Source organism: Streptococcus alactolyticus (assembly GCF_042649785.1).
In the GTDB taxonomy this organism is placed as follows: Bacteria; Bacillota; Bacilli; order Lactobacillales; family Streptococcaceae; genus Streptococcus; species Streptococcus alactolyticus.
The window spans coordinates 1-21,178 of the sequence record NZ_JBHRZX010000031.1 but is presented as its reverse complement, the minus strand read 5'-3'; the positions used below and the strand labels follow the sequence as shown (position 1 = coordinate 21,178).

21 protein-coding genes and 1 other annotated feature are annotated in these 21,178 nt (G+C 41.4%); of the genes, 19 read left to right on the top strand and 2 right to left on the bottom strand.

Translation table 11 applies throughout. The annotated features are described in order from the left end of the window. The first annotated feature begins 1 nt into the window (after window position 1). The 4 genes from aroC (at window position 2) to ACFORE_RS06580 (ending at window position 3,678) form a co-directional block, all read left to right on the top strand. Window positions 2-1,168 (top strand): chorismate synthase, encoded by a 1,167-nt coding sequence (gene aroC / locus ACFORE_RS06595; RefSeq protein ID WP_294427078.1) that lies wholly within the window; start codon window positions 2-4, stop codon window positions 1,166-1,168. Window positions 1,169-1,209: 41 nt separating this feature from the next. Beyond that, window positions 1,210-2,316, top strand: coding sequence for a prephenate dehydrogenase (locus ACFORE_RS06590; RefSeq protein ID WP_154455134.1), 1,107 nt, complete (start codon window positions 1,210-1,212; stop codon window positions 2,314-2,316). Window positions 2,317-2,327: 11 nt separating this feature from the next. After that, window positions 2,328-2,666 carry a YlbF/YmcA family competence regulator gene (locus ACFORE_RS06585; protein ID WP_235280813.1) on the top strand — a complete coding sequence of 113 codons (339 nt, stop codon included), beginning with the start codon at window positions 2,328-2,330 and terminating at the stop codon, window positions 2,664-2,666. Between the two features lie 94 nt (window positions 2,667-2,760). Beyond that, window positions 2,761-3,678 (top strand): L-lactate dehydrogenase, encoded by a 918-nt coding sequence (locus ACFORE_RS06580; protein ID WP_235280814.1) that lies wholly within the window; start codon window positions 2,761-2,763, stop codon window positions 3,676-3,678. Window positions 3,679-3,717: 39 nt separating this feature from the next. Here the strand turns inward: ACFORE_RS06580 and ACFORE_RS06575 are convergent, their stop codons facing one another. Continuing rightward, entirely contained in the window at window positions 3,718-4,962 is a 1,245-nt protein-coding gene (locus ACFORE_RS06575) for a bifunctional folylpolyglutamate synthase/dihydrofolate synthase (RefSeq protein WP_154455131.1), read from the bottom strand. A gap of 67 nt (window positions 4,963-5,029) precedes the next feature. Next, complete coding sequence (locus tag ACFORE_RS06570; protein WP_380435066.1) at window positions 5,030-5,548, bottom strand: DUF6556 family protein; 519 nt, start codon at window positions 5,546-5,548, stop codon at window positions 5,030-5,032. Between the two features lie 201 nt (window positions 5,549-5,749). Here ACFORE_RS06570 and ACFORE_RS06565 point away from each other — a divergent pair, with 201 nt between their 5' ends. From ACFORE_RS06565 to carB, 15 genes are all read left to right on the top strand, one after another. Next, window positions 5,750-6,895 carry a cysteine desulfurase family protein gene (locus ACFORE_RS06565; RefSeq protein ID WP_380435065.1) on the top strand — a complete coding sequence of 382 codons (1,146 nt, stop codon included), beginning with the start codon at window positions 5,750-5,752 and terminating at the stop codon, window positions 6,893-6,895. A gap of 42 nt (window positions 6,896-6,937) precedes the next feature. Beyond that, a complete protein-coding gene (gene thiI / locus ACFORE_RS06560; protein WP_380435064.1) occupies window positions 6,938-8,152 on the top strand; it encodes a tRNA uracil 4-sulfurtransferase ThiI in 1,215 nt (404 codons plus the stop codon). An 88-nt stretch (window positions 8,153-8,240) separates the two neighbouring features. Further along, window positions 8,241-9,422: a CapA family protein gene (locus tag ACFORE_RS06555; protein WP_380435063.1), complete on the top strand. Its 1,182-nt coding sequence runs from the start codon at window positions 8,241-8,243 to the stop codon at window positions 9,420-9,422. Then, window positions 9,413-9,952 carry a GNAT family N-acetyltransferase gene (locus tag ACFORE_RS06550; RefSeq protein ID WP_154455126.1) on the top strand — a complete coding sequence of 180 codons (540 nt, stop codon included), beginning with the start codon at window positions 9,413-9,415 and terminating at the stop codon, window positions 9,950-9,952. Before ACFORE_RS06555 ends, ACFORE_RS06550 begins: the two co-directional genes overlap by 10 nt. Before the next feature lie 78 nt (window positions 9,953-10,030). Next, window positions 10,031-10,105 (top strand) — a sequence feature (ribosomal protein L21 leader region). Between the two features lie 35 nt (window positions 10,106-10,140). Then, the gene (rplU, locus tag ACFORE_RS06545) at window positions 10,141-10,455 is read left to right on the top strand and encodes a 50S ribosomal protein L21 (protein ID WP_003065371.1); all 315 of its coding nucleotides are present in this window, start codon (window positions 10,141-10,143) and stop codon (window positions 10,453-10,455) included. Between the two features lie 9 nt (window positions 10,456-10,464). Continuing rightward, window positions 10,465-10,800: a ribosomal-processing cysteine protease Prp gene (locus ACFORE_RS06540; protein ID WP_154455125.1), complete on the top strand. Its 336-nt coding sequence runs from the start codon at window positions 10,465-10,467 to the stop codon at window positions 10,798-10,800. 21 nt (window positions 10,801-10,821) lie between these two features. Further along, window positions 10,822-11,115: a 50S ribosomal protein L27 gene (gene rpmA / locus ACFORE_RS06535; protein ID WP_003065365.1), complete on the top strand. Its 294-nt coding sequence runs from the start codon at window positions 10,822-10,824 to the stop codon at window positions 11,113-11,115. A gap of 172 nt (window positions 11,116-11,287) precedes the next feature. Next, on the top strand, window positions 11,288-12,202 hold the full coding sequence (locus ACFORE_RS06530; protein ID WP_154455124.1) for a LysR family transcriptional regulator: 915 nt from the start codon (window positions 11,288-11,290) through the stop codon (window positions 12,200-12,202). Continuing rightward, entirely contained in the window at window positions 12,199-12,672 is a 474-nt protein-coding gene (gene lspA / locus ACFORE_RS06525) for a signal peptidase II (protein WP_154455123.1), read from the top strand. The genes ACFORE_RS06530 and lspA overlap by 4 nt, the downstream gene beginning before the upstream one ends. Continuing rightward, window positions 12,656-13,543: an RluA family pseudouridine synthase gene (locus ACFORE_RS06520; protein ID WP_154455122.1), complete on the top strand. Its 888-nt coding sequence runs from the start codon at window positions 12,656-12,658 to the stop codon at window positions 13,541-13,543. Before lspA ends, ACFORE_RS06520 begins: the two co-directional genes overlap by 17 nt. 225 nt (window positions 13,544-13,768) lie before the next feature. Next, entirely contained in the window at window positions 13,769-14,290 is a 522-nt protein-coding gene (gene pyrR / locus ACFORE_RS06515) for a bifunctional pyr operon transcriptional regulator/uracil phosphoribosyltransferase PyrR (RefSeq protein WP_154455121.1), read from the top strand. A gap of 36 nt (window positions 14,291-14,326) precedes the next feature. Further along, the gene (locus ACFORE_RS06510) at window positions 14,327-15,589 is read left to right on the top strand and encodes a uracil-xanthine permease family protein (protein ID WP_269725494.1); all 1,263 of its coding nucleotides are present in this window, start codon (window positions 14,327-14,329) and stop codon (window positions 15,587-15,589) included. Between the two features lie 3 nt (window positions 15,590-15,592). Continuing rightward, window positions 15,593-16,519 (top strand): aspartate carbamoyltransferase catalytic subunit, encoded by a 927-nt coding sequence (locus tag ACFORE_RS06505; RefSeq protein ID WP_154455120.1) that lies wholly within the window; start codon window positions 15,593-15,595, stop codon window positions 16,517-16,519. A gap of 66 nt (window positions 16,520-16,585) precedes the next feature. Then, on the top strand, window positions 16,586-17,674 hold the full coding sequence (locus tag ACFORE_RS06500; RefSeq protein ID WP_154455119.1) for a carbamoyl phosphate synthase small subunit: 1,089 nt from the start codon (window positions 16,586-16,588) through the stop codon (window positions 17,672-17,674). 97 nt (window positions 17,675-17,771) lie between these two features. Beyond that, window positions 17,772-20,951 carry a carbamoyl-phosphate synthase large subunit gene (gene carB / locus ACFORE_RS06495; protein WP_204984861.1) on the top strand — a complete coding sequence of 1,060 codons (3,180 nt, stop codon included), beginning with the start codon at window positions 17,772-17,774 and terminating at the stop codon, window positions 20,949-20,951. Window positions 20,952-21,178: the final 227 nt, after the last annotated feature.

The following is a 21,178-nucleotide window of genomic DNA, read 5'->3' as shown; positions in this document are numbered from 1 at the left end:
AATGAGATATTTAACAGCTGGTGAATCACACGGACCGCGTTTAACGGCTATTATCGAGGGGGTTCCTGCGGGGCTTCCTTTGACGGCTGAGGATATAAACGGCGATTTGAAACGTCGCCAAGGTGGCTACGGTCGTGGCGGACGCATGAAAATCGAATCGGATAAAGTGGAAATCACTTCTGGTGTGCGTCACGGAAAAACAACTGGCGCGCCAATCACCCTTCATGTCATCAATAAAGACAACCAAAAATGGTTAGACATTATGGCGGTTGAAGATATCGAGGATAGGCTCAAAACCAAACGCAAAATCACGCACCCACGTCCAGGGCACGCTGACCTTGTTGGAGGCATGAAATATCGTTTTGATGATTTGCGTAATTCCTTGGAACGTTCGTCAGCGCGTGAAACCACGATGCGTGTTGCTGTTGGAGCGGTTGCTAAGCGTATTTTGGCAGAATTGGATATCGAGATTGCTAATCACGTGGTTGTTTTTGGCGGAAAAGAAATTGACGTTCCAGAAGGTTTGACCGTCGCTCAAATCAAGGAGTTGGCTAGCCAATCTGAAGTGTCTATTGTCAATCAAGAACGTGAGCAAGAAATCAAGGATTATATTGACCAGATCAAAAAAGATGGAGATACCATTGGTGGTATCGTGGAAACGGTTGTTGGTGGTGTTCCTGTCGGGCTTGGTTCTTATGTTCAGTGGGACAAAAAACTCGATGCGAAAATCGCAGCTGCCGTGGTATCCATCAATGCCTTCAAGGGTGTTGAGTTTGGGCTAGGTTTCAAGGACGGCTATCTCAAAGGTAGTCAAGTAATGGATGAAATCCTTTGGAATGAAGAAGAAGGCTACACACGTCGCACCAACAATCTTGGCGGATTTGAAGGTGGGATGTCCAATGGGCAACCCATTGTTGTACGTGGTGTCATGAAACCTATTCCAACGCTTTACAAGCCACTGATGTCAGTGGATATTGAAACGCACGAGCCATACAAGGCAACGGTTGAGCGTTCAGATCCAACAGCTCTACCTGCGGCAGGTGTTGTCATGGAGTCTGTTGTAGCAACCGTTATTGCTGATGAAATTTTAGATAAATTCTCGTCAGATAATTTGGAAGAACTAAAAGATGCGGTTGCTAGACACCGTGATTATGTCAAACATTTCTAAAAAACACAGAGATAGCTTGTGTGATGGGGGAAAAATCAAGGATGGAAAATAAAATCATTTCGATTATCGGTCTAGGCTTGATTGGCGGATCAATCGCCTTGGGCATTAAGCGTGCCCACCCTGATTACCAGGTCATTGGCTATGATACGTCAGAAAAATCACGCACCATTGCAATGGAACGTGGGATTGTCGATGATTTAGTGACAGACTTGAAAGATTTAGCTCCTATCAGTGATATCATTATCATAGCGGCACCAATAAAACCCACGATTGACATCCTGAAACAATTGGATGATTTGGATTTGAAGGATCAGGTCATTATTACAGATACAGGTTCAACCAAATCTGAGATTGTCGCTGTGGGGGAGTCCGTCTTCGCTAATCGTTCCATTCGTTTTGTGGGTGGGCATCCTATGGCAGGTTCACACAAATCAGGCCCCTTGGCAGCTGATGTGACCTTGTTTGAAAATGCCTATTACATTTTGACGCCGTCTGTCTTAACCTCAGAAGGAACGATAGAAGAAATCCAAGACCTTTTGACAGGGCTTAATGCACGATTTATAAGGATTGATGCGGACGAGCATGACCGTGTGACCAGCCAAATCTCCCATTTTCCCCATATTTTGGCAGCTAGTCTGATGGAACAGGCTGGGGATTATGCTCTTGAACACGAGATGACCAATCAATTTGCGGCAGGTGGTTTTCGTGACATGACGCGAATTTCAGAAAGTGACCCGTCCATGTGGACCAGCGTGCTTTTGAGCAATAAAACAGCCATTCTAGAACGCATTACGGATTTTCAAGACCGTTTGGACGCGGTTGCCAAATTGATTGTTCAAAGTGATGACCAAGCTATTTGGGATTATTTTTACCATGCGCGTGACACACGTCAACAGATGACCATTCACAAGCGTGGTGGCGTGGAAAGTAGTTTTGATATTTTTGTCGATATTCCTGACAAGGAAGACGTGATTTTGGATATTCTTGAATTGCTTCGAGGTATTTCGCTGGTGAATATCCATATTAACGAGAAAAACCGCGAGGATATCAATGGTATTTTGCAAATCTCTTTCAAAAATAGGAAAGATTTAGAACGTGCCAAGCAAGCAATTAGCGAACACACAGATTATAATGTTTATATTAATTAAGGAGAAGATTAATGGCAAATGTTTATGATTTAGCAAATGAATTGGAACGTGGTATTCGTGCCCTTCCTGAGTACAAAAAATCTGAAGAAAGTCGTGCGGCTATCGAGGCTGACCCAGTAGCTAAAGACTTGTTCAAGGAATTTACAGATTTCCAACAAGGCCTTTATGCTAAAATCCAATCTGGGCAAATGCCAACAGGTGATGAGCAAACCAAAATGCAAGAACTCGGTGCCAAAATTGAGGGTAATCCTGTTTTGAAAGATTACCTTGATGCCCAACAAGCCTTGTCTGTTTATGTAGCAGATATTGAAAAGATTGTTTTTGGTCCTTTGCAAGATTTAGTGAAATAAAAAAAAGAAACCTGACATGAGTTGTTAGGTTTCTTTCGTATTTTTTAGCTGAAAGGGCTCTAATGTGGAGTAATATCACAAGGAGGTAGGTTTTATGTCGCGTAAGGTTGGAATTATTGGAATGGGACATGTCGGTTCAACGGTTGCTCACGGTTTGATTGCTCAAGGAGCATTTGATGACTATGTTTTGATTGATACAAATGAGAAAAAGGTGACGGCCGATGCTGTGGATTTCCGCGATGCAGCAGCCAATCTCAATCAGCACGCCAATATCGTGGTTAATGACTATGCGGCTTTGGCGGATGCAGATGTGGTGATTTCAGCCTTGGGAAATATTGCTTTGCAGGACAATCCAAATGCAGATCGCTTTGCAGAATTGCCATTTACAGCTAAAGAAGTGCCACAAGTAGCGAAACGCCTCAAAGAAGTTGGCTTTAACGGCGTGATTATCGCCATTTCAAATCCTGTTGATGTGGTCACAAGTCTATACCAACACTATTCAGGACTACCTAAGGAACGTGTCATTGGGACGGGAACCTTGTTGGATACGGCGCGAATGAAACGTGCGGTGGCCGAACGTTTTGGTGTTGATGCTCGTAGTGTTTATGGTTATAATTTGGGAGAGCACGGCAATTCTCAATTTACGGCATGGAGTCAAGTCCGAGTGAAAGGGCAACCTATTGCAAGCTTCACTGACAGGGAAACTTTGGACGAGATTGCTCACGAAGCCATGATTGGTGGACACACTGTCTTTTATGGCAAAAAATACACCAGCTATGGCATTGCCAGCGCAGCCATTCGTTTGGCGCTTGCGGTTGTTTCAGATAGTCACGAAGAATTGCCGGTTTCTAATTATTATGAACCGCTTGACACCTACCTCAGCTACCCTGCCATTGTCGGCCGTGTTGGTATTATTGAGCAAATCAGCCTAAGCTTGCCAGCAGAAGAAGAGGAAAAATTAGCTTATTCAGCTGATTTCATTAAACGTAAATTTGCAGAAAGTTTGCAGTAAAAAAGCATCTCCCACCTAGCAATCAGGTGGGAGATTTTCCTATGCTTGCAATAAGTGATTTCTAACCTCGGAGATGAAGTAGAGGGAACCTGTCACTACAAATAAGTCCTCAGGATTGTCATTAACCTGTGACAGCCAGTCTTTGTAATGGGAAACCTTGGTGTATGACGCTGGGTAATCCTCCAAGGCCTGTGCTTGATAAAAATCAAACGTGGTCACGGCTACATCAAAGTCAGCCAATTCTTCCAGCAAATGTGCCAAAGGTTTACGGCGCAAGCCTGCAAATAAGATGTGTATAGTTTTATCGGCAAATTCCGTTTTGAGCAAGTCAACTAATTTCGCAATGGAATCTTCGTTGTGGGCGCCATCTAGCATGAGATTAGGACCTAGCCATTCACACCGACCAGCCCAAATAGTCTGTTCTAGCCCTTCTCTAATTGTTTTTAGCGAAATGGCAGAAAAGGACGGTTGCAACAATAGGGCGGTCATGGCTGCCAAAGAAGCATTGCTTTGTTGGTGCTTGCCAAGCATTTTGAGTTGAATAGATGACAAATTATCCTTTGGACTCTTGAAATCAAAAGCTCTGCCATTTGAAACGATTGAAAAATCATGTCCCAGAGCATAAATAGGGGAATGGGTCTGCTTTGCTTTTTCCTTGAAAACTTGTTCAACAGGCTCTGCCATTTTCCCAAAAATAAAGGGAACCCCTGTTTTTAGCACCTCAGCCTTGTGACTCGCAATCTCAGTCAGAGTATTTCCTAGCGTTTCTTGGTGGTCAAAGCTAATCGACGGGCAAATGACAGCTAGCGCCTTGAAAACATTGGTCGAGTCATAAGTGCCTCCAATGCCAGCTTCAATAACAGCGATATCCACGTTAGCCATGTTTGCAAAATAGTAAAACATCAAGGTGGTTACCAACTCAAATTCAGTCACTCTGCCAACTTTATGTTGAAAATCAGGACTATCCACAATCGGTCGAATGACTTTGGCAACGGCCACCAAAGCTTGGTCATTGATAGCTTTTCCATCAATAGCAATGCGTTCATTGAAGCGCGTGATAAATGGGGATGTGAAGGTTCCTGTGTGGTAGCCAGAAGCCGTTAAAATGTGTTGCAAAAAGCTAGTTGTTGAACCTTTGCCATTTGTTCCAACAACATGGATAGCAGGAAAGGTGTCTTGTGGGTTATCCAGCAGAGTAAGTAAATAGCGCATTCGTTCAAGACTAGGACGGCGCCCATTTGCCTTGAACGAATGAATCCAATCAAGTGTTTGTGTATAGTTCATAGGTATTTTTAGCGATTGAAAAATGGAATAATTGCTTATTCCATTGGTATGATGTTACGAAGTGAGATTAGTTTCCAGTCGTTGTGTCGGCATTACTACTTGCAGTAGTGTTGCTAGAAGCCGGGGTTGAGCTAGATGGTGTGCTCGTGCTTTGTTGTGTATCAGCAGCACTAGAACTTGCGGTGTTATCTGTATTTGAACTGTAGCTACTGTTAGTGTTTCCATTAGTAGTGGCATCAGATGTTTTAGCGTTATTGGTTGTATTATTGTTTGCAGCGGCGGGAGCAGAGTAGTCATTATCATAATCTGACATATTTGTTTTACTATCATCTCTGTCATCATCATCTTTTTCTTTAATCACAACGGTCGTCGTGGTTGTTGACTTGTGATTGGGTTTAGAACTTGATGAACTATTTAAGGCGTTATTGATGGTAATGATAGCCACGATGATACTGAGTATCGAACCGACAAGGGCGACGGTTTTTTGAAGGGCAGAAAATCCCGTTTTAATATGTTTTGTTGGGGTAGCAGACTTTTCTTCTTTTTCCGTTTCTAAATGTTCACGTCTTGAATAATGTTGAGGCATAGTTTACTCCTTTTCACGTATGTTTCTATTATAGAACATTCTTTTTAAATGTCCAGCATTTAATCATGTTTTCAATAGCATCGCTAAGACACCACTATTATACTAACAAGAAAGTCTTATGGAAAACTAAAGAGAAACCTTTTCCACATATTTAAGACTGTGTTATAATGATAGTGTTGATTTTTTTTGAAGGAATAAGCTATGATATATTTTGATAACGCAGCTACAACCATTCCGTACGATGAGGCTTTACGCACTTATCAAGAAGTAGCGAGTAAAATTATTGGAAATCCCTCTAGTTTGCATAACTTGGGGACAAAATCGAGTCGTATTTTAGAAGCAAGTCGCAAGCAAATAGCGGATTTACTGGGTGTTAACACCGATGAGATTGTCTTTACCTCTGGTGGAACCGAAGGGGATAACTGGGTATTAAAAGGTGTCGCCTTTGAAAAAGAGCCCCAAGGCAATCACATTATTGTGTCTGACATTGAGCACCCAGCTGTGAAAGAATCAGCCAAATGGTTGAGCCAGCACGGTTTTGATGTTTCTTATGCTCCTGTTGATGAGCGTGGGTTTGTGGATGTGGCGGCTTTAGCGGACTTGTTGCGTCCTGAGACAATCTTGGTTTCCGTTATGGCGGTCAATAATGAAATTGGTTCTATTCAGCCCATTGCAGCGATTTCAGATGTGTTAGCAGACAAGCCAGGTATTACCTTCCATGTGGATGCCGTCCAAGCTATTGGCAAAGTTCCAGTGGCAGATTATTTGACAGAGCGTGTGGATTTTGCCGGCTTTTCAGGGCATAAATTCCACAGTGTGCGTGGCGTTGGTTTTATTTACAAAAAAGCTGGGAAACGTTTGAATCCTCTTTTGACTGGAGGAGGGCAAGAAGATGGCCTTCGTTCGACAACGGAAAATGTGGCTGGTATTGCTGCAACGGCAAAAGCGCTGCGCTTGACTTTGGAAAAAGAAACCGTGGCTCTACCACGTATTGCCAAAATGAAAGCTGTCATTTATGACGCTTTGGCTGTTTATTCAGATGTGGTAATCTTTTCTGAAAAAACCGATGACTTTGCTCCCAATATCCTAACCTTTGGCATCAAAGGGGTGCGTGGGGAAGTGATTGTTCACGCTTTTGAAGAACATGAGATTTACATTTCAACCACATCCGCTTGTTCGTCTAAAGCAGGGCACCCAGCAGGTACCTTGGTGGCGATGGGCGTACCAAGCAAATTGGCCCAATCAGCTGTCAGAATTAGCCTTGATGATGACAATGATATGAGTCAAGTCGAGCAATTTTTGACCATTTTCAAACAAATTTACCATAAAACACAAAAAGTGAGATAATTTTATAGAAAGGAATGAGAGCATTTCTCTCGTGACGTAGCAATGGAATATTCAGAAATTATGGTTCGATATGGCGAACTTTCTACAAAGGGTAAAAATCGGATGCGCTTTATCAATAAATTAAAGCAAAACATCAAGCACGTCCTATCAATCTACCCTGATGTGACCATCACAGCCAATCGTGACCGTGCCCACATTTTCCTAAATGGTACGGATTATGTGCCTGTGGCAGAATCTTTGAAAAACATCTTTGGAATTCAAGCTTTTTCACCGTCTTACAAGGTTGAGAAAAACTTGGAAAGCATTAAACAAGCTGTCCAAGAAGTGATGCAAGATGTTTACCATGACGGTTTGACCTTTAAAATTACTAGCAAACGCAGCGATCACACCTTTGAAATGGATAGTCGTAAGCTTAATCAATACCTCGGTTCATCTGTTTTTGACGTCTTGCCAAATATCCAAGCTAAGATGAAAGGACCAGACATTAACCTGCAAGTAGAAGTTCGTGAAGAAGCTGCTTACTTGTCTTATGAAAACATCAAGGGAGCTGGCGGGCTTCCTGTTGGAACGGCAGGTCGTGGAATGCTTATGTTGTCAGGTGGTATTGATTCGCCTGTTGCAGGTTACTTAGCCTTGAAACGTGGTGTTGATATTGAAGCTGTACACTTTGCTAGCCCACCTTATACCAGCCCAGGTGCTTTGAAAAAAGCACAGGATTTAACACGAAAATTAACCAAATTTGGTGGCAATATTACCTTTATCGAAGTGCCATTTACGGAAATTCAAGAAGAAATCAAGGAAAAAGCGCCAGAAGCTTACTTGATGACCTTGACCCGTCGTTTCATGATGCGTATTACAGACCGTATCCGTGAAGAACGCAGTGGCTTAGTCATCATCAACGGGGAAAGCCTTGGGCAAGTGGCTAGTCAGACCTTGGAAAGCATGCAAGCTATCAATGCCGTAACGTGCACACCAATTATTCGTCCTGTGGTGACAATGGATAAATTGGAAATCATTGATATTGCTCAAAAAATTGATACTTTCGACATTTCAATCCAACCGTTTGAGGATTGTTGTACCATTTTTGCACCAGACAGACCAAAAACCAATCCAAAAATCAAAAATGTGGAACAATACGAAAAACGCATGGCAGTTGAAGAATTGGTTGAACGTGCAGTTGCTGGCATCAAAGTGACAACCATCACCCCTCAAGCTGATTCAGATGACGTTGATGACATGATTGATGATTTATTGTAAGGAGGAAGGCTATTTTCAATAGCTTTTCTTCTTTTTCATTTCGGTTTTCATCACATTATCATGATATAATGGGCATGGAGGTGTGGTGATGTATCGAAAAACAACAAGATGGTGTCTTGCTTTTATTGTCTTGAGTCTTTTGGGTTCTGGGATTTACAGCCTGTTTTTTGAAAAAAGACAGACCAGTGCTCCCAAGGACGAATCAGCAGATAGTGTTCAAACAGCGCGTGTCATGGCAAATGGGGATATTTTAATTCACAATGGCTTATATGGAAGTGCTGAACAAGCCGATGGTAGTTATGATTTTCTGCCCTTTTTTGAATATGTGACCGATTGGATTTCCAGTGCTGATTTGACGATTGGGGATTATGAAGGAACGATCAGTTCAGATTATCCCTTAGCTGGCTACCCTTTGTTTAATGCGCCTGCTGAGATTGCCCTAGCCATGAAAGAAACAGGATACGATGTTGTTGATTTGGCACATAATCATATTTTGGATTCGGGCTTGTCAGGGGCTCTACAAACGGTCAATACTTTTGAAGACTTGGGTATGGATTGCATTGGCATTTATCAAGAAAATCGTGACAAGGAAGATTTTCTGATTAAGGACGTCAATGGAATTAAAATTGCCATTTTAGGCTATTCTTATGGTTATAATGGCATGGAAGCGACCTTGACAGATAGTGAGTACAAAAAGCATCTATCGGATTTGTCAGAAGATAAGATAAAAGCGGAGATTCAAGAGGCAGAGAAAAAAGCCGATGTAACCATCGTCATGCCGCAAATGGGAACGGAATACGCTTTGGAACCAACCGAAGAGCAAGTGAAACTTTATCATAAAATGATTGATTGGGGTGCAGATGCTATTTTTGGTGGGCACCCACACGTTCCTGAACCTTGTGAAGTGGTTGAAAAAGACGGCGAAAAGAAAATCATTTTCTATTCAATGGGAAATTTCATTTCCAATCAACGACTGGAAACGGTGGATGACATTTGGACTGAGCGTGGTCTGTTATTGGATGTCACGTTTGAAAAACAAGAAGGGAAAACACGCATTAAAAATGTGTCTGCCCACCCGACGATGGTTTGGGTTTGGAGCAAGGGCGTTGTTGGTTCTGAAGGTTTTACCTTGTCTGATTACCGCACGCTGGTTTTAGAAGACTTTATCGAGGGAGGCAAATACCGTCATCTGCTGGATAGCACTATGCAAGAAAAAGTGGATACAGCTTATGCAGAAACGAATGAATTGGTGAATTTACAATGGGATTAACACGTCAAAAAGTGACTCTTTTTTCAAGACAGTACAGAGAAGTCAAGCAACTCTATCAAACGGCTTTTCCAAAAGTGGAGCGCCTACCTTATTTACCGCTAATTTTAAATACCTATCGTCCTTTGGCAGACTGTTATGCCTATTATGACGGCGACTCTTTTGTAGGGCTAGCTTACCTACTGCAAAATGACGATTTGCTTTACCTTTTCTTTTTAGCGGTCAATACCAAGATTCGCTCACGTGGTTATGGTAGTGCCATTTTACAAGATATCAAAAAAGTAGCAGGCAATCGTCCCATCATTTTGGCTATTGAGCCTCTGGATGAGTCAGCAGATAATTATGCCCAACGCCAAAAACGTGTGGCATTTTATGCCAAAAATGGTTTCCAGCTGACTGCTTATTATTATCATGAAGGCAATGAAATCTACCAAGTTATGGCAACAGATCCGTCGTTAGATATTCATAAGGCAGATAGCCTTACCAAGCAAGCTTTGCTAGGCTTCATTAAAACCTCGTTTGACTTGACTTAATTTTTCTATAAAAAATCAAGAGATATATCTTGCCTAATGAGATAAATCATGATAGAATGAGACTGTTGACTAAATGCACATCCTGTGCAACCGCGCGAACACCGTTTCATTAAGTAGCGTAGCTCACGGTGCAAGGCGAGTCTTCACAAAACGGGATTTCCCGTAACTAATTTTATAGGAGGTGCACGATGAGCACATATGCAATCATCAAAACTGGTGGAAAACAAGTTAAAGTTGAAGTAGGTCAAGCGATCTATGTTGAAAAACTTGATGTTGAAGCTGGTTCAGAAGTAACATTTAACGAAGTTGTTCTTGTTGGTGGAGACAAAACTGTTGTAGGTACACCAGTTGTTGAAGGTGCTACTGTTGTTGGTACTGTTGAAAAACAAGGTAAACAAAAGAAAGTTGTTACTTTCAAATACAAACCTAAAAAAGGTAGCCACCGTAAACAAGGTCACCGTCAACCTTATACAAAAGTTGTTATCAACGCCATCAACGCTTAATTTATCCTTATGATTCATGCAACCTTTATTCGCCGTAAAGGTAACCTAGAAAGCGTTGAGCTGACTGGGCATGCTGGCAGTGGCGAGTATGGTTTTGATATCGTATGTGCAGCCGTTTCAACCTTGTCGATTAACCTGGTTAATTCGCTAGAAGTGTTGGCAGATTGCAAGGCTGATTTAGCGATTGATGAAATTGATGGCGGTTATATGAAGATTGATATCTCTCATATAACGCGAAAGACGGATGAGAAAGTTCAGCTTTTATTTGGAAGCTTTCTTTTAGGGATGACGAACTTGGCAGAAAATTCTCAAGAGTTTGTGTCGGTTCAGGTCATCGCAAACTAATTTGAAAAGAGGACACTATATATGTTAAAAATGAATCTTGCTAACTTGCAACTTTTCGCCCACAAAAAAGGTGGAGGTTCTACATCAAACGGTCGTGATTCACAAGCTAAACGTCTAGGTGCTAAAGCAGCTGACGGACAAACTGTTTCAGGTGGATCAATCCTTTATCGTCAACGCGGTACTCACATTTACCCAGGTGTAAACGTAGGTCGCGGTGGTGACGATACACTCTTCGCTAAAGTTGAAGGTGTTGTACGTTTCGAACGTAAAGGTCGCGATAAAAAACAAGTTTCTGTTTACCCTATCGCAAAATAAGGCTAGAAATAGCATGAGAAAAGCTTTCTGAGAAATCAGGAAGTTTTTTTGTACATTTTTGACCGTGTTACTAAAGTGCCTTGTTTCCATAACTTAGTCATCAGAAAAAGCAAGCGTTTGGCTTATTTTTTTGATATAATGGAGAAGATGAATTTAGAAAGAATAAGGTAGTATGAATATACAACAATTACGCTATGTGGTAGCGATTGCTAACAGCGGGACCTTTCGAGAGGCAGCTTCGAAGCTTTTTGTGAGTCAGCCGAGTTTATCTGTTGCTATCAGAGATTTGGAAACGGAGTTGGGTTTTCAAATTTTTACAAGAACGACGACTGGGGCTGTTTTGACGAGTCAAGGAATGAATTTTTATGAAAAAGCCTTGGATGTTGTGAAAACGTTTGATTCCTTTGAAAAACACTTTTCACAATCAGAGGATTCGCCTGAATTTTCAATTGCTAGTCAGCATTATGATTTTTTACCTCCGTTGATTACCACTTTTTCCAAATTGCATCCTGAGCATCGCCATTTTCGTATATTTGAATCAACAACGATGAGGATTCTAGATGAGGTGTCACAAGGTGATAGTGAGATTGGTATCATTTATCTCAATAACCAAAATCGTAAAGGCTTATTGCAGCGTATGGAAAAGCAGGGCTTGGAATTTGTGGAGCTTATTCCGTTTCAGACTCACATTTATTTGGCGAAAAATCACCCCTTGGCAGACAAAAGTAGTTTGCTCATGAGTGATTTAGTAGATTTTCCAACGGTGCGATTTACACAGGAAAAAGATGAGTATCTCTATTATTCTGAAAATTTTGTGGATACGACAGACAGTCCTTGTATTTACAATGTTACTGATAGAGCGACTTTGAATGGTATTTTGGAGCGAACAGATGCTTATGCGACTGGGTCTGGCTTTTTAGATAGTCGCAGTGTGAATGGTATCACTGTGATACCGCTTGAAGATGATTTAGATAATAAAATGGTTTATATTAAGCGTAGTGATAAGAATTTGTCGGCCTGTGCGCTTAAATTCGTTTCAGCGATGAAGGATTATTTCGCTGAATTTAGCCCAGAGGTAGTCAAATGAAACAATATCGATATCTTTATTTTCCACTTTTAATGGTCGTTTTGGTCGCCTTGGACCAATGGAGCAAATTATGGATTGTCAAGCACATTCCTTTAGGCAGCATTCATAAGGGGTTGCCACCTATTTTTAGTTTGACCTATTTGCGCAATTATGGTGCGGCATTCTCTATTTTGCAAAATCAACAATGGTTTTTTGTGATTTTAACGATTGTGGTCGTGGGGGCTGCTATTTATTACTTTATCCGAAATCTTAATGGCTCGTTCTGGTTCTTGTTGAGCTTGAGTTTGATTATTTCGGGTGGATTGGGCAATTTCATTGATCGTGTTCGCCTTGGTTATGTGGTGGATATGGTACATTTGGATTTCATGGATTTTGCCATTTTCAATGTCGCCGATTCTTATTTGACCGTCGGTGTTGTGATGTTATTTATTGTGTTGTGGAGAGAAGGAGAAGATGGAATTAATCATTAAAGAATCAGGGATTCGATTGGACAAGGCCTTGGCAGATTTGACCGAATTGTCCCGCAGTCAAGCCAATGAAGCTATTAAAAATGGGAATATTTTGGTAAATGGCAAAGCTGTCAAAGCCAAATACAGCGTCAAAGAAGGGGATCTTGTCACTTACGACTTGCCTGAACCAGAAGTCTTAGAATACGAGGCAGAAGATATTCCGCTTGACATTGTGTACGAGGATGATGATGTTGCCGTGGTCAACAAACCACAAGGAATGGTTGTTCACCCTTCAGTAGGGCATACTTCAGGGACCTTGGTCAATGCCTTGATGTATCATATTCACGATTTATCTTCAATAAATGGGGTTGTTCGCCCAGGTATTGTGCATCGTATTGACAAGGACACATCGGGCTTGTTGATGATTGCTAAAAACGATCGTTCCCACCAAGCACTGGCTGAAGAGTTAAAGGACAAGAAATCATTACGCAAGTACTTGGCTATTGTGCATGGCAATATTTCAAATGATCGTGGCGTGATTGAGGCACCTATTGGACGTTCTGAAAAAGACCGCAAAAAACAAGCTGTTACGGCTAAAGGTAAGCCAGCTGTAACTCATTTTAAAGTCTTGGAACGCTTTGGCAATTACACCTTGGTAGAATTGACCTTGGAAACAGGACGTACCCACCAAATTCGGGTACATATGGCTTATATTGGTCATCCTGTGGCAGGGGATCCGCTTTATGGTCCTCGCAAAACCTTGAAAGGTAATGGGCAATTTTTGCACGCTCAAACCCTTGGATTTACCCACCCAACGACTGGCGAAAGCTTACGCTTTTCCGTAGAACCACCAGCTATTTTCCAAGAAACGTTGGAAAATTTGAGACACTAAGACTTGCGCTCATAAGCTTTAGGTTTAGGTTAGTAAAACGCTTGTCAAAATGGGATAGTTTTGGTATGATAAGAGAGTAGATATATCCTTTAATACTGTCCCGTGAGGCAGGCAAGGAGAGAACGATAAAAGAAGTGTGCATCTAGGGTTTGGTGTACCTATATTTTGTGGAATCTCCTTGTTGTTAAGGAGATTTTTTGTATATTTTTTAGTGAGGTTTACGAGATGAAGACAAAAGAAATCGTTGATGATGTTACCATGAAACGTGCGATTACACGTATCACGTATGAGATTATTGAACGCAATAAAAATCTTGATAACATTGTTCTTGCGGGAATCAAAACACGTGGTGTTTACATTGCTCGTCGTATCCAAGACCGTTTGAAACAATTGGAGAATCTTGATATTCCAATCGGTGAATTGGATACAAAACCATTTCGTGATGATATTAAAGTGGAAGAAGACACAACAATCATGCCAATTGATATCACAGGTAAAGATGTGATTTTGGTGGATGATGTGCTTTATACAGGTCGTACTATTCGTGCTGCTATTGATAACTTGGTTAGCCTTGGTCGTCCTGCGCGTGTTAGCCTAGCCGTATTGGTGGATCGCGGACATCGTGAATTGCCAATTCGTGCGGACTATGTCGGTAAAAATATCCCAACAAGCGCCACAGAAGAAATCATTGTGGAAGTGATTGAAATCGACGGTAAAGACCGTGTTAGCATCGTAGATCCTAACTAATTTGTGTCTGGGGATTATGAGAAAGGAAGTGGATTAGTGGATAATATCAAGTACGACGTTAATGAGATGCCCAAACCAGGGATGTTGATTGGTTTATCATTCCAACACCTCTTTGCCATGTTTGGTGCGACGGTTTTGGTTCCGATTTTGGTGGGAATTGATCCAGCCATAGCCCTGTTTTCAAGTGGTTTAGGAACCTTGGCGCACTTAACAGTGACCAAGTATAAAATTCCAGCTTATATGGGGTCAAGTTTTGCTTACATCGCAACCATGCAAATGTTGATGAAAACAGATGGTATTGCAGCTGTTGCCCAAGGGGCGATGGCAGGAGGTCTGGTTTACTTGCTGGTTGCCTTGATTGTGCGATTTGCTGGTAATGCTTGGATTGATAAGGTTTTACCACCTGTTGTGGTTGGACCAATCATCGTTGTGATTGGATTGAGTTTATCAACAACTGCTGTCAATGATGTCATGTTAAAAGACGGCCAGTACAATTTTACCTACCTTTTGATTGGCTTGGTTACCTTGCTAGCGGTTATATTGTTTAATATGTATGGCAAGAAAATCGTTGCGGTAGTGCCTATCTTGCTCGGTTTAATTGTTGGTTATGTGTTTGCCATAGTTGTTGGTGCCGTGACGGGTCAAAACATTGTTGATTTTTCAGCTGTTTCCCAATCACCGTGGTTCCAAATTCCTGATTTTGACATTTTATTTGTTGATTATCATTTTAAAATCTATCCAAGTGCTATTTTAACCATGGCGCCAATTGCTTTTGTAACGATGACAGAGCATTTTGGACACGTAATGGTGTTAAATAGTTTAACTGGTCGTGATTTCTTTAAGGATCCAGGTTTGGACCGCACATTGACAGGTGACGGTTTGGCACAAATCATCGCTGGTTTCTTTGGTGCACCGCCAGTAACGTCGTACGGTGAAAACATCGGGGTTATGGCGCTTAATAAAATTTATTCGGTTTACGTCATTGCTGGAGCTGCAGTGATTGCAGTGGTGATGAGTTTTATCGGTAAGGTGTCAGCTCTCTTGTCTTCAATCCCAACACCAGTCATTGGGGGTATTTCAATTGCCTTATTTGGTGTGATTGCCTCAAGTGGTCTGAAAATTTTAGTTGAAAACAAGGTAAATTTTGATAATAAGAAAAACCTGTTGATTGCAAGTGTTATCTTGGTATCTGGAATCGGTAACTTGACCCTACAAGTGGCTGGTTTGCAAATCACAGGTGTGGCACTTTCAACTCTTCTAGGAATTCTTTTATATCAAATTCTTCCAGAAAAGGATTAAAAAATGGCTATAATAGATAATATGGTATCGTTAAAACATTTGGTCACCATGGAAACATTGACCAATGAAGAAGTTTTAGGTTTGATTAAACGTGGCATTGCTTTTAAAAAGAACGAAGCCCATTTCACACCTGAAAGACAATATTTTGCGGCAAATCTCTTTTTTGAATCATCAACACGAACACACAAATCGTTTGAAGTGGCGGAGAAAAAATTAGGTTTGGACGTGATCGAATTTGACGCTAAAACAAGTTCAGTCAATAAAGGCGAAACCCTTTACGATACCATTTTAACGATGAGTTCTTTAGGCATCGATATCTGTGTGATTCGTCATGCCAAAGAAGATTATTACAAAGAGCTTATCGGCAGTCGTACCATTCAGACATCAATTGTCAATGGGGGCGATGGTTCAGGACAACACCCAAGCCAATGCTTGCTAGACTTGATGACGATTTATGAGGAATTTGGTCGATTTGAACAGTTAAAAGTGGCTATCGTGGGGGACATTACGCATTCGCGTGTTGCCAAATCAAATATGCAAATTTTGAAACGCCTTGGAGCAGAGTTGTATTTTGCTGGTCCAGAACAATGGTATTCAGACGAATTTGATGTGTATGGTAAGCACGTTGATTTAGATGAGATTGTGGATGAAGTTGATGTGATGATGATGTTGCGTGTGCAACATGAGCGTCATGACAGTGACAAAGGTTTTTCAAAAGAAACCTACCATAACCGTTATGGTTTGACTCAAGAACGTTACAATCGTTTGAAACCATCAGCAATTATCATGCACCCTGCTCCTGTCAATCGTGATGTCGAAATTGCATCACAATTGGTGGAAGCTCCTAAATCACGTATTGCCACACAAATGCAAAATGGTGTATTTGTTCGTATGGCAATTCTTGAAGCAGTCCTTAATGGCAAAGCGTAAGACGGTATCTGCTAGTTAATAAACAACGTTAAAGTGCTCCCGTGAGAGCAAACGAGAGGAAAAAATATGGCAAAAAGACTTTTAATTTTAGAAGATGGTACAATTTTCGAGGGAACAGCTTTTGGTGCTGACCTTGATGTGACAGGTGAGATTGTTTTTAATACTGGTATGACAGGTTATCAGGAATCGATTACAGACCAATCTTACAACGGTCAAATTTTGACCTTTACTTATCCTTTGGTGGGAAATTATGGTATCAATCGTGATGATTACGAATCTATTACCCCAACTTGTAAGGGTGTGGTGGTTTCTGAAAATGCCCGTTTGGCTAATAACTGGCGTAATCAGATGACCTTGGATGAGTTTTTGAAAGCTAAAAATATCCCTGGCATTTCAGGAATTGACACACGTGCTTTGACTAAAATCATCCGTCAACACGGTACTATGAAAGCAACTCTTGCAAGCGATGGTGATTCTATTGAGCACCTAAAAGTTCAATTGCAAGCAACTGTCTTGCCGACCAATAACATTGAGCAAGTTTCAACAAAAACAGCTTATCCAGCACCTGGTGTGGGGAAAAATATTGTTTTGGTTGACTTTGGACTAAAACATTCTATCTTACGCGAATTTTCAAAACGTAACTGTAATGTGACCGTCGTGCCTTACAATATTACAGCTGAAGAAATTCTTCACTTGAATCCTGACGGAGTGATGTTGTCAAATGGACCTGGTAACCCAGAAGATGTGCCAGAAGCCCTTGATATGATTCGTGGTGTGCAAGGTAAAATTCCAATTTTTGGTATCTGTATGGGACACCAATTGTTCAGCCTAGCTAATGGAGCGACAACCTATAAAATGAAATTCGGTCACCGTGGTTTCAATCATGCTGTTCGTGAAATTGCAACGGGACGTATTGATTTTACCAGTCAAAACCATGGTTATGCGGTGGATCGTGATACTCTACCAGATTGCCTCATGGTAACTCACGAAGAAATTAACGACAAGTCTGTTGAAGGGGTTCGCCACCGCGATTTCCCAGCCTTTTCAGTGCAATTCCACCCAGATGCTGCACCAGGACCACACGATGCAAGCTATCTGTTTGATGATTTCTTGGAATTGATTGATGCTTTTCAAAATGAAAAAGTCACTCGCTAAACAGATTTACTTGTGTCGCTAACTACTTAATCTGACTGATGCAACAGTCAGTCACATATTTAAAGTCAATCAGAGAGTTGACAAATAGGAGAAAACAATGCCAAAACGTACAGATATTAAAAAAATTATGGTGATTGGGTCTGGTCCGATTATTATCGGTCAGGCAGCAGAGTTTGACTATGCGGGAACGCAAGCCTGCTTGGCCCTCAAAGAAGAAGGTTATAGCGTTGTTCTTGTAAACTCAAACCCTGCCACAATCATGACGGATAAAGAAATTGCAGATAAGGTTTATATCGAACCCATTACAACAGAATTTGTGACACGCATTATCCGTAAAGAGCGTCCAGATGCCCTACTACCAACTTTGGGAGGGCAAACAGGTCTTAACATGGCAATGGAATTGTCAAAAGCTGGTATCCTTGATGAATTAGGTGTTGAATTGTTGGGGACTAAATTATCAGCAATCGACCAAGCCGAAGACCGTGACCTCTTCAAACAATTGATGGAAGACCTTAATCAGCCAATTCCAGAATCTGAAATTGTTAACACGGTGGAAGAAGCGGTTGATTTTGCAAATACGATTGGCTATCCTGTCATTGTTCGTCCAGCCTTCACCCTTGGTGGTACTGGTGGTGGTATGTGTGACAATGAAGACGAATTGCGTGAAATCGCTGAAAATGGTTTGAAATTGTCACCAGTAACCCAATGTTTGATTGAACGTTCTATCGCTGGTTTCAAAGAAATTGAATACGAAGTAATGCGTGATGCGGCAGACAACGCTCTTGTGGTTTGTAACATGGAAAACTTTGACCCAGTGGGTATTCACACGGGGGATTCAATCGTTTTTGCGCCAACACAAACCCTTTCAGATATTGAAAACCAAATGTTGCGTGATGCTAGCTTGAGCATCATTCGTGCCCTTAAAATCGAAGGAGGATGTAACGTTCAGTTGGCCCTTGACCCAAATAGCTTCAAGTACTATGTTATCGAAGTTAACCCACGTGTGTCACGTTCATCTGCCCTTGCCTCAAAAGCAACAGGTTACCCAATTGCGAAATTAGCAGCGAAAATAGCGGTTGGTTTGACACTTGATGAAATGGTCAATCCAGTTACTGGTACGACTTATGCCATGTTTGAACCAGCTCTTGACTATGTGGTTGCAAAAATCCCACGTTTCCCATTTGATAAATTTGAACATGGTGAACGTCGCTTAGGAACTCAGATGAAAGCGACTGGTGAGGTTATGGCAATCGGTCGTAACATTGAAGAGTCACTTTTGAAAGCTTGTCGTTCGCTTGAAATCGGTGTTTACCACAATGAAATGCCTGATTTGGCAAATGTAACTGATGATGCTTTGGTTGATAAAATTGTTCGTGCCCAAGATGACCGTCTTTTCTATCTTTCTGAAGCTATCCGCCGTGGCTACACCATCGAAGAATTATCTAAATTAACCAAAATTGACCTTTTCTTCTTGGATAAATTGCTTCACATTTTTGAAATTGAGCAAGCCTTGGCTACTAACGTTGGGGATATTGCATTGTTGAAAGAAGCCAAACGCAATGGTTTTGCAGACCGTAAAATTGCAGAGCTTTGGAACATGACAGCAGACGAGGTTCGCACACTTCGTACAGAAAACAAGATTATCCCAGTTTACAAAATGGTGGATACATGTGCAGCTGAATTTGAATCAGAAACACCTTATTTCTATTCAACTTACGAGTGGGAAAACGAATCTATCAAATCAGGTAAGGAATCAATCTTGGTTCTTGGTTCAGGTCCTATCCGTATTGGTCAAGGGGTTGAGTTTGACTATGCGACGGTTCACTCAGTGAAAGCTATTCAAGCAGCTGGTTACGAAGCGATTATCATGAACTCAAATCCAGAAACCGTATCAACGGACTTCTCGATTTCAGATAAACTTTACTTTGAACCATTGACCTTTGAAGACGTGATGAACGTCATCGAATTGGAACAACCTAAAGGGGTTATCGTGCAATTTGGTGGTCAAACAGCTATTAATTTGGCAGAACCATTGTCTAAAGCTGGTGTGAAAATCCTTGGAACACAGGTAGAAGACCTTGACCGTGCCGAAGACCGTGACCTCTTTGAACAAGCGTTGAAAGCCTTGAATATCCCACAACCACCAGGACAAACAGCAACAAACGAAGAAGAAGCGGTTGAAGCAGCCCGCAATATTGGTTTCCCAGTGCTTGTTCGTCCTTCATATGTCTTGGGTGGACGTGCCATGGAAATCGTTGAAAATGAAAACGACCTTCGTTCTTACATGAGAACTGCCGTTAAAGCCAGTCCAGACCATCCAGTCTTGGTTGACTCTTACATTATTGGTCGTGAGTGCGAAGTTGATGCCATTTCTGACGGCAAAGACGTTTTGATTCCAGGTATCATGGAACACATCGAACGTGCGGGTGTTCACTCAGGTGACTCAATGGCTGTTTACCCACCACAAACCCTTTCAAAAGAAATCCAAGAAACGATTGCGGATTATACAAAACGCTTGGCAATTGGTTTGAACTGTATCGGAATGATGAACATCCAATTTGTTATCAAAGATGAAACGGTATATGTTATCGAGGTAAACCCTCGTGCCAGCCGTACCGTGCCATTCCTTTCTAAAGTAACAAATATCCCAATGGCGCAAGTAGCTACCCAATTGATTCTTGGTAAATCATTAGCTGACCTTGGTTACAAAGATGGGCTTTATCCTGAGTCTGACTTTGTACACGTCAAAGCACCAGTCTTCTCATTCACTAAACTAGCCAAGGTAGATAGCCTTCTTGGTCCTGAAATGAAATCAACTGGTGAGGTTATGGGTTCAGACCAAACCCTTGAAAAAGCTCTTTACAAAGCCTTTGAAGCGTCTTACTTCCACTTGCCAGCCTTTGGTAACGTTGTCTTTACGGTATCTGATGATAGCAAAGAAGAAGCTCTTAGTTTGGCGAAACGCTTTGCCAACGTTGGTTACAGCATCTTTGCAACACAAGGAACAGCGGACTTCTTTGCCAAACACGGTTTAGATGCAACAGTGGTTAATAAACTCGGTGAAGATGATGATAACGATATTCCTGCTCTTGTTCGTACAGGAAAAGTTCAAGCTATTATCAATACTGTTGGTACTAAGAGAAGTTGTGACGAAGATGGTGCTGCTATCCGTAGCTCTGCTATTGAACACGGTGTGCCACTCTTTACCGCTTTGGATACCGCAGATGCTATGATTCGTGTGCTTGAAAGCCGCAGCTTCACAACTCAAGCCATCTAAAGTTAATAAAACTATATCGAAAGAGGAGATTCTCAAAATCTTCTCTTTTTCTACCATTTGTCAAGCATATCAACGATTTCTAGAAGAAATCATTATCGGAAGCTACTTAATTCAACCAGTAGAGAAGTTATTTCTTTGACTTAACAGAGAAAAAGTGCACAACTAAATAACACCTTAGCTAGCTACATTTTTGAAAAGGTGTTACAATAATATGGCATAAACAATTT

What these genes read in the sequence shown, in the direction of transcription:
- ACFORE_RS06570 (WP_380435066.1), bottom strand. Translation starts at nt 5,548, where the DNA reads ATGCCTCAACATTATTCAAGACGTGAACATTTAGAAACGGAAAAAGAA.
- ACFORE_RS06550 (WP_154455126.1), top strand. Translation starts at nt 9,413, where the DNA reads ATGGGATTAACACGTCAAAAAGTGACTCTTTTTTCAAGACAGTACAGA.
- ACFORE_RS06500 (WP_154455119.1), top strand. Translation starts at nt 16,586, where the DNA reads ATGGCAAAAAGACTTTTAATTTTAGAAGATGGTACAATTTTCGAGGGA.
- carB (WP_204984861.1), top strand. Translation starts at nt 17,772, where the DNA reads ATGCCAAAACGTACAGATATTAAAAAAATTATGGTGATTGGGTCTGGT.
- ACFORE_RS06590 (WP_154455134.1), top strand. Translation starts at nt 1,210, where the DNA reads ATGGAAAATAAAATCATTTCGATTATCGGTCTAGGCTTGATTGGCGGA.
- ACFORE_RS06580 (WP_235280814.1), top strand. Translation starts at nt 2,761, where the DNA reads ATGTCGCGTAAGGTTGGAATTATTGGAATGGGACATGTCGGTTCAACG.
- ACFORE_RS06565 (WP_380435065.1), top strand. Translation starts at nt 5,750, where the DNA reads ATGATATATTTTGATAACGCAGCTACAACCATTCCGTACGATGAGGCT.
- ACFORE_RS06585 (WP_235280813.1), top strand. Translation starts at nt 2,328, where the DNA reads ATGGCAAATGTTTATGATTTAGCAAATGAATTGGAACGTGGTATTCGT.
- aroC (WP_294427078.1), top strand. Translation starts at nt 2, where the DNA reads ATGAGATATTTAACAGCTGGTGAATCACACGGACCGCGTTTAACGGCT.
- ACFORE_RS06575 (WP_154455131.1), bottom strand. Translation starts at nt 4,962, where the DNA reads ATGAACTATACACAAACACTTGATTGGATTCATTCGTTCAAGGCAAAT.
- rplU (WP_003065371.1), top strand. Translation starts at nt 10,141, where the DNA reads ATGAGCACATATGCAATCATCAAAACTGGTGGAAAACAAGTTAAAGTT.
- ACFORE_RS06530 (WP_154455124.1), top strand. Translation starts at nt 11,288, where the DNA reads ATGAATATACAACAATTACGCTATGTGGTAGCGATTGCTAACAGCGGG.
- ACFORE_RS06505 (WP_154455120.1), top strand. Translation starts at nt 15,593, where the DNA reads ATGGCTATAATAGATAATATGGTATCGTTAAAACATTTGGTCACCATG.
- lspA (WP_154455123.1), top strand. Translation starts at nt 12,199, where the DNA reads ATGAAACAATATCGATATCTTTATTTTCCACTTTTAATGGTCGTTTTG.
- ACFORE_RS06520 (WP_154455122.1), top strand. Translation starts at nt 12,656, where the DNA reads ATGGAATTAATCATTAAAGAATCAGGGATTCGATTGGACAAGGCCTTG.
- rpmA (WP_003065365.1), top strand. Translation starts at nt 10,822, where the DNA reads ATGTTAAAAATGAATCTTGCTAACTTGCAACTTTTCGCCCACAAAAAA.
- ACFORE_RS06540 (WP_154455125.1), top strand. Translation starts at nt 10,465, where the DNA reads ATGATTCATGCAACCTTTATTCGCCGTAAAGGTAACCTAGAAAGCGTT.
- pyrR (WP_154455121.1), top strand. Translation starts at nt 13,769, where the DNA reads ATGAAGACAAAAGAAATCGTTGATGATGTTACCATGAAACGTGCGATT.
- thiI (WP_380435064.1), top strand. Translation starts at nt 6,938, where the DNA reads ATGGAATATTCAGAAATTATGGTTCGATATGGCGAACTTTCTACAAAG.
- ACFORE_RS06555 (WP_380435063.1), top strand. Translation starts at nt 8,241, where the DNA reads ATGTATCGAAAAACAACAAGATGGTGTCTTGCTTTTATTGTCTTGAGT.